The following is a 4,936-nucleotide window of genomic DNA, read 5'->3' on the forward strand; positions in this document are numbered from 1 at the left end:
GTCGGCGCAATCAGCACGCTCAACAGCACCGGGAAGCTGTCAACGATGTTGCCGGTCTATAGTGTCAACGATCTCTCCGGTTGCACACGGTGCCTTGCGCAACCGGACGATCCGATCAGGCTATTACCTTCTCCAGCGTCGGATAGTCGGTGTAGCCGCGCTCGGTGCCGCCGTAGAAGGTGGTCTGGTCCGGCGTGTTCAGCGGCGCGTCGAGCCGCAGCCGCTCCACCAGATCCGGGTTGGCGATGAACAGCTTGCCGAAGGCGACGAGGTCGGCGCGGCCCCTCTCCACCGCATCGATCGCCAGGTCGCGGTCATAGCCGTTGTTGGCGATGTAGCTGCCCTTGAACAGCCGGCGCAGCGCCTGGATGTCGGCGCCGGGCGGCAGCTCGCGGGTGCCGCCGGTCTGGCCTTCGACCATGTGCAGATAGCCAAGGCCGAGATCGCTCAGCCCCTCGATGGCACGGCCGAAGGTCGCCATCGGGTCGCTGTCGGCGATGTCGCCGAAACTGGAGAAGGGCGACAGCCGGACGCCGACACGGCCGGGCGTCCAGACCCCGGCCACCGCCTCCGCCACCTCCAGCAGCAGCCGGGCGCGGTTGGCGGCCGGGCCGCCATAGGCGTCGGTGCGCTTGTTGGTGCCGTCGGCCAGGAACTGGTGCAGCAGATAGCCGTTGGCGGCGTGGATCTCGACCGCGTCGAAGCCGGCCTCCTTGGCGTTGCGCGCGGCCTGGGCGTAGTCGCCGACGACGCGCGGCAGCTCCGCCGTCTCCAGCGCCCGCGGCGCCGAGGGTGGAACGAAGCCCTCGCCGTCATAGACCCGGCTGTGCTCGGCGGCGATCGCCGAGGGGCCGACCGGCGACGCGCGGCCCGGCTGCAGCACGGTGTGCGAGATCCGGCCGACATGCCAGAGCTGCGCCGCGATCCGGCCGCCGGCCTTGTGCACGGCGTCGGTCACCAGCCGCCAGCCGGCCACCTGCTCGGGGCTGTGGATGCCCGGGGTCCAGGCATAGCCCTTGCCTTCCGGCGAGATCTGCGTGCCTTCGGAGATTAGCAGGCCGGCCGTGGCGCGCTGGGCGTAGTATTCGGCGTTCAGCGCATGCGGCACGTCGCCCTCGCGGAGCGCCCGGTTGCGCGTCAGCGGCGCCATCACGACCCGGTTCGGCAGGTCGAGGTCGCCGATCCGGGTCGGCGTGAACAGCTTCGGAACAGTCATGGGTCTCTCCAGTTCGGGATCTAGTTCGGGACCGGCTGGTCCAAAATTGGTTGCAGAAGTGGCGGCGATGGGCATCGGCCGTCGTCAGCGCATCAAGGGCTCGGCGGCGGCCAGGAGATCATCGATAGCGGTGGGCGCGGTGCCCGCCTTGTGCATCACGCAGGCCCCGAAGGCGATCGCCAGCAGGCCGCGCGCCCGCGCCGCCGTCGCCTCGTCGGTCCCGCCGCCGGCCTGGCGCGCCAGCAGCCCGGCCAGGAAGGCTTCCAGCCGCTCCAGATGCCGGCGGCTCAGCGCCTCGACCTCCGGGTCGTTCCGCGCCAGCTCGACCGTGCTGTTGATCAGGAAGCAGCCCTCGCGGCCGCCCTGGGCGCCGGAGATCGCGGTAACCGCGGCGCGCAGGGCGCGGCCGGGATCCGGCTCGGCCGCCACCAGCTGCTGCAGCATGGCAAAACGTGTGTCGTTGTAGCGCTGGATCGCCGCCAGCAGCACGTCGTGCTTGGAGCCGAAGCAGCCGTAGAAGCTGCTGCGGCTGAGATCCATCGCCCGGGTCAGGTCGTCCAGCGAGGTCGCCTCGTAGCCCTGGCGCCAGAACACGGCCATCGCCGCGTCGAGCGCGGTGTCCCTGTCGAACTCACGGGGGCGGCCGGGATGGGAGGTCATCGCCGAAATATGGACCGCCCGTTCCGGAATGCAAGCGGGCTTCGTGTCGTTTTGTGTCCCGCGCCTGGAACTCGCGGTCGCGCGAAGCGATATGAGAGAGGGGCGGTGGAGGAATGGATGGGCGGCAACGGTCCGCGATATCAGTTCGACCCGGCGGCGCTGGAGCGCAACCTGTCCGGGTTCGACGATGCCGCCCGCCGGGCGATGCTGGACGATCTGGTCGACGAGCTGCGGGAGCGCGCCGAGGCGATTACCGCCGCGGCCGGCGCCGGCGACCGCGAGGCCCTGGCGCTGGAGGCCTACGCCCTGCGCTCCTGCGCCGCGATCTGCGGCGCCCGGGCGCTGATCGACTTGGCCGAATCGCTCGGCGACAAGAGCGACAGCCGGCCGGGCCGGCCGCAGGAGCTGGCCAAGGTGGCGAAGGCCCGGGTGGCCGAGACCGTCAGGGCGCTGGAGCTGTGGCGGAGCGGCGAGCCGGAGCGGAGGCCAGAGGAGGAGTGTTGACCGGCAAGGGCGGGATCGCGTCGTAATCGGCGTCGCTCAGGATCTCCAGCCCCTCGATCAGCAGCGCCGCCCGTGCCTCGGCCAGCGCCGGATCGGCCAGGGCGCCGCGCCAGGCCGCGCGCAGCGCCTCGACTGTCTCGTCCGTCGCATCCCGGCGCGTCACCAGCGGCAGGCCCGGCGCCGGGGCGGTGCGGCCGATCGCGCGCAGCCCGGCCGTGGCGGCCGGACGGTGGCGCTGCAGCAGCGCATAGGTGACGCAGTCGATCGCGGCGATGTCCGCCTCCCCCGCCGCCACCGCCGCCATGCTGGCAGCATGGGCGCCGGTGGTCAGCGCGGCGCGGAAGAACCGCTCCGGCGGCTCCGGCAGCGCCGCGGCCAGCGCGACCCAGCCTGACAGGCTGCCCCATTCGTTGACGGCGCAGACGCCCCCGCGGAATGCCTCTAGCCGGTCGCCCGGCGCGTCCGCGCGCACCACCAGCTGGCTGCTGTAGCGCGGGCCGTCGCAGCCCGGGGCGCTATAGCGGGGCGTGGCCACCAGCCGCAGCCGGTCGCGGAAGCGCCGGATATAGGGGTTGCCGCAGGTCTGGCTGAGCAGCAGCGCCGGGCTGGTCCAGAGATCCGGCAGGCTCGAGGCGCGGTCGAGGTCCGGCGCCGCGGCGACGCCGGCAGCCGTCAGCCGCGCCGCCACCGCCGCCCACAGCGCGTCGGTGGCCCAGCGGACCTCCGGAAAATCGTACATCGGCAGGCTGGCCGCACCGGGCATGGTCGCAGATGTCACTTGGCGCGCCGCTCCGCGTCGAAATCGGGATGGACCGGCGCGTCGACCGGGCGCAGCAGGAAGCGCCGGACGATCTCGCCATAGCCCTTGTACAACCCCGCGCCCCGCGCGGCGACCCCGGCGGAGTCGTTGGCGGCGGCGAAGCGCGGCAGCCGGTACCAGGCCAGGCCGGGCCGGGCGTGATGCGCCACATGCAGGTTGTTGTTCAGGAACAGCAGCGAGAAGAACGGCCCGGACGCCACCACCGCGGTGCGCAACCCCTCCGGCCCGGCCCGGTGCTCGGCGAAGGAGCGCAGCAGCGACAGCGCGGTGCCGGCGTAGCAGGTGACGACGTAGAGGATCGGCGAGACCCCGAAGCCGATCGAGACCACGGCCAGAATTGCCGCGGCGCCGGCCAGATGCGCCGCCCAGACGGCGCGCGCCCTGCGGTCGCGGCGCAGCTTCGCCAGTTCCTCCGCCCACAGCCCGTACCAGGCCAGGGCCGGGCCGATCAGGAAACGCCCCAGCAGCGTGCGGTTGAAATGCAGCACCGCCCGCCCGGCCGGGCTGAGCGACGACCAGTGGTCGTCGGTGACGTAGTAGCTCTCGGGGTCCTCAACCGGCGAGGTCAGGTGGGCGTCGCGGTGGTGATGCAGATGCAGGTCGCGGTAGGAGGCGTAGGGCAGCCACAGCGACAGCGGCAGGCAGCCGATCGCGGTGTTGATCCGGCGCGACCGCGTCGGGTGGCCGTGGATGGTCTCGTGCTGCAGCGACCCGTGCCAGGCCAGCAGCACCGCCCCGGCGGCGACGAAGAGCGGCGCCGGGATCGCCGCATGGAACCAGAGGAGCACCAGCCAGCCGCCATAGACCGCGGCGGCCACCGCCCAGGTCGGTCCTTCGAAATTCGCCCGCTTCACCGTGTCAGCCATGTGGATCCTCGTCCCATGGCTCCAGGCTGTCGTAAAAACATCATAGCGGACAATGCGATAATGCGCACAAAACGACGCGATTGATGTACTCTCATCCAGACTGTCGGAAAGTCGCACAATTTGTTTCGGAAGCACCGCAATGGCGCAATCCCGCCACGACATGATCGAGACCTTCCGGGCCCGGCTGGAGGAGATCATCGCTGCCTCGGGCCAGAGCCGCAGCGCCTTCGCCGCCGCGGTCGGGATGGACCGGTCGACCCTGTCGCAGATCCTGTCGCCGGCGAATGACCGGCTGCCGCGGGCCGAGACCCTGGCGGCGATCGCGGCCGCCCGCCAAGTCAGCATCGACTGGTTGCTGGGGCTGAGTCAGCGCGGCCCCCTCTCCGCCGACATCCTGCCGGAGCGGCTGGCAATCGAGCGCGACGCGCAATGGGCCGATGACGAGCGGCTGATCGCCTGGCACCGCGAGGCGATCGGCTACAAGATCCGCCACGTCGCGACCACGCTGCCCGACCTGCTGAAGAACCGCGACGTGATCCGGCACGAGCTGGCGCATTTCGCCGCGTCGCGGCCGGAACAGCGGATCGAGACCGCGGCTGCCCGCCTGGCCTATCAGCGTCGGCCGGAGACCGACATGGAGGCCTGCAACTCGATCCAGGCGATCGAGGGCTTCGCCCGCGGCGAGGGCATCTGGCACGACCTCGACGACGAGATCCGGGCCCGCCAGCTCGACCACATGATCGCGCTGGTGGAGGAGCTGTACCCGACCTTCCGCTGGTTCTTCTATGACGGCCGCCAGCACTACTCCGTGCCGGTGACGGTGTTCGGGCCGCTGCGGGCGGTGATCTATCTCGGCGGCATGTACTTCCT

6 protein-coding genes are annotated in these 4,936 nt (G+C 71.2%); 2 read left to right on the forward strand and 4 right to left on the reverse strand.

Annotation, left to right across the window (positions count from 1 at the left end):
• Positions 1–115: 115 nt before the first annotated feature.
• Positions 116–1,216 carry an alkene reductase gene (locus ABDW35_RS32180; RefSeq protein ID WP_343717928.1) on the reverse strand — a complete coding sequence of 367 codons (1,101 nt, stop codon included), beginning with the start codon at positions 1,214–1,216 and terminating at the stop codon, positions 116–118.
• Positions 1,217–1,300: 84 nt separating this feature from the next.
• Positions 1,301–1,876, reverse strand: a complete 576-nt coding sequence (locus ABDW35_RS32185; protein ID WP_343717929.1) for a TetR/AcrR family transcriptional regulator — start codon at positions 1,874–1,876, stop codon at positions 1,301–1,303.
• 117 nt (positions 1,877–1,993) lie between these two features.
• On the opposite strand from ABDW35_RS32185, the gene ABDW35_RS32190 reads away from it, so the two are divergent.
• The gene (locus ABDW35_RS32190; protein WP_343717930.1) at positions 1,994–2,380 is read left to right on the forward strand and encodes an Hpt domain-containing protein; all 387 of its coding nucleotides are present in this window, start codon (positions 1,994–1,996) and stop codon (positions 2,378–2,380) included.
• Here ABDW35_RS32190 and ABDW35_RS32195 read toward each other — a convergent pair.
• Positions 2,319–3,158 carry a PhnD/SsuA/transferrin family substrate-binding protein gene (locus ABDW35_RS32195; RefSeq protein ID WP_343717931.1) on the reverse strand — a complete coding sequence of 280 codons (840 nt, stop codon included), beginning with the start codon at positions 3,156–3,158 and terminating at the stop codon, positions 2,319–2,321. The genes ABDW35_RS32190 and ABDW35_RS32195 overlap by 62 nt on opposite strands.
• Positions 3,155–4,066, reverse strand: coding sequence for a fatty acid desaturase (locus tag ABDW35_RS32200; protein WP_343717932.1), 912 nt, complete (start codon positions 4,064–4,066; stop codon positions 3,155–3,157). Before ABDW35_RS32200 ends, ABDW35_RS32195 begins: the two co-directional genes overlap by 4 nt.
• Positions 4,067–4,205: 139 nt before the next feature.
• Here ABDW35_RS32200 and ABDW35_RS32205 point away from each other — a divergent pair.
• Positions 4,206–4,936 (forward strand): helix-turn-helix transcriptional regulator (locus ABDW35_RS32205; protein ID WP_343717933.1); only part of this gene is annotated, 731 nt, incomplete at its 3' end.

Origin of the sequence: Inquilinus sp. (assembly GCF_039594555.1) — a bacterium.
Taxonomy (GTDB): Bacteria; Pseudomonadota; Alphaproteobacteria; order DSM-16000; family Inquilinaceae; genus Inquilinus.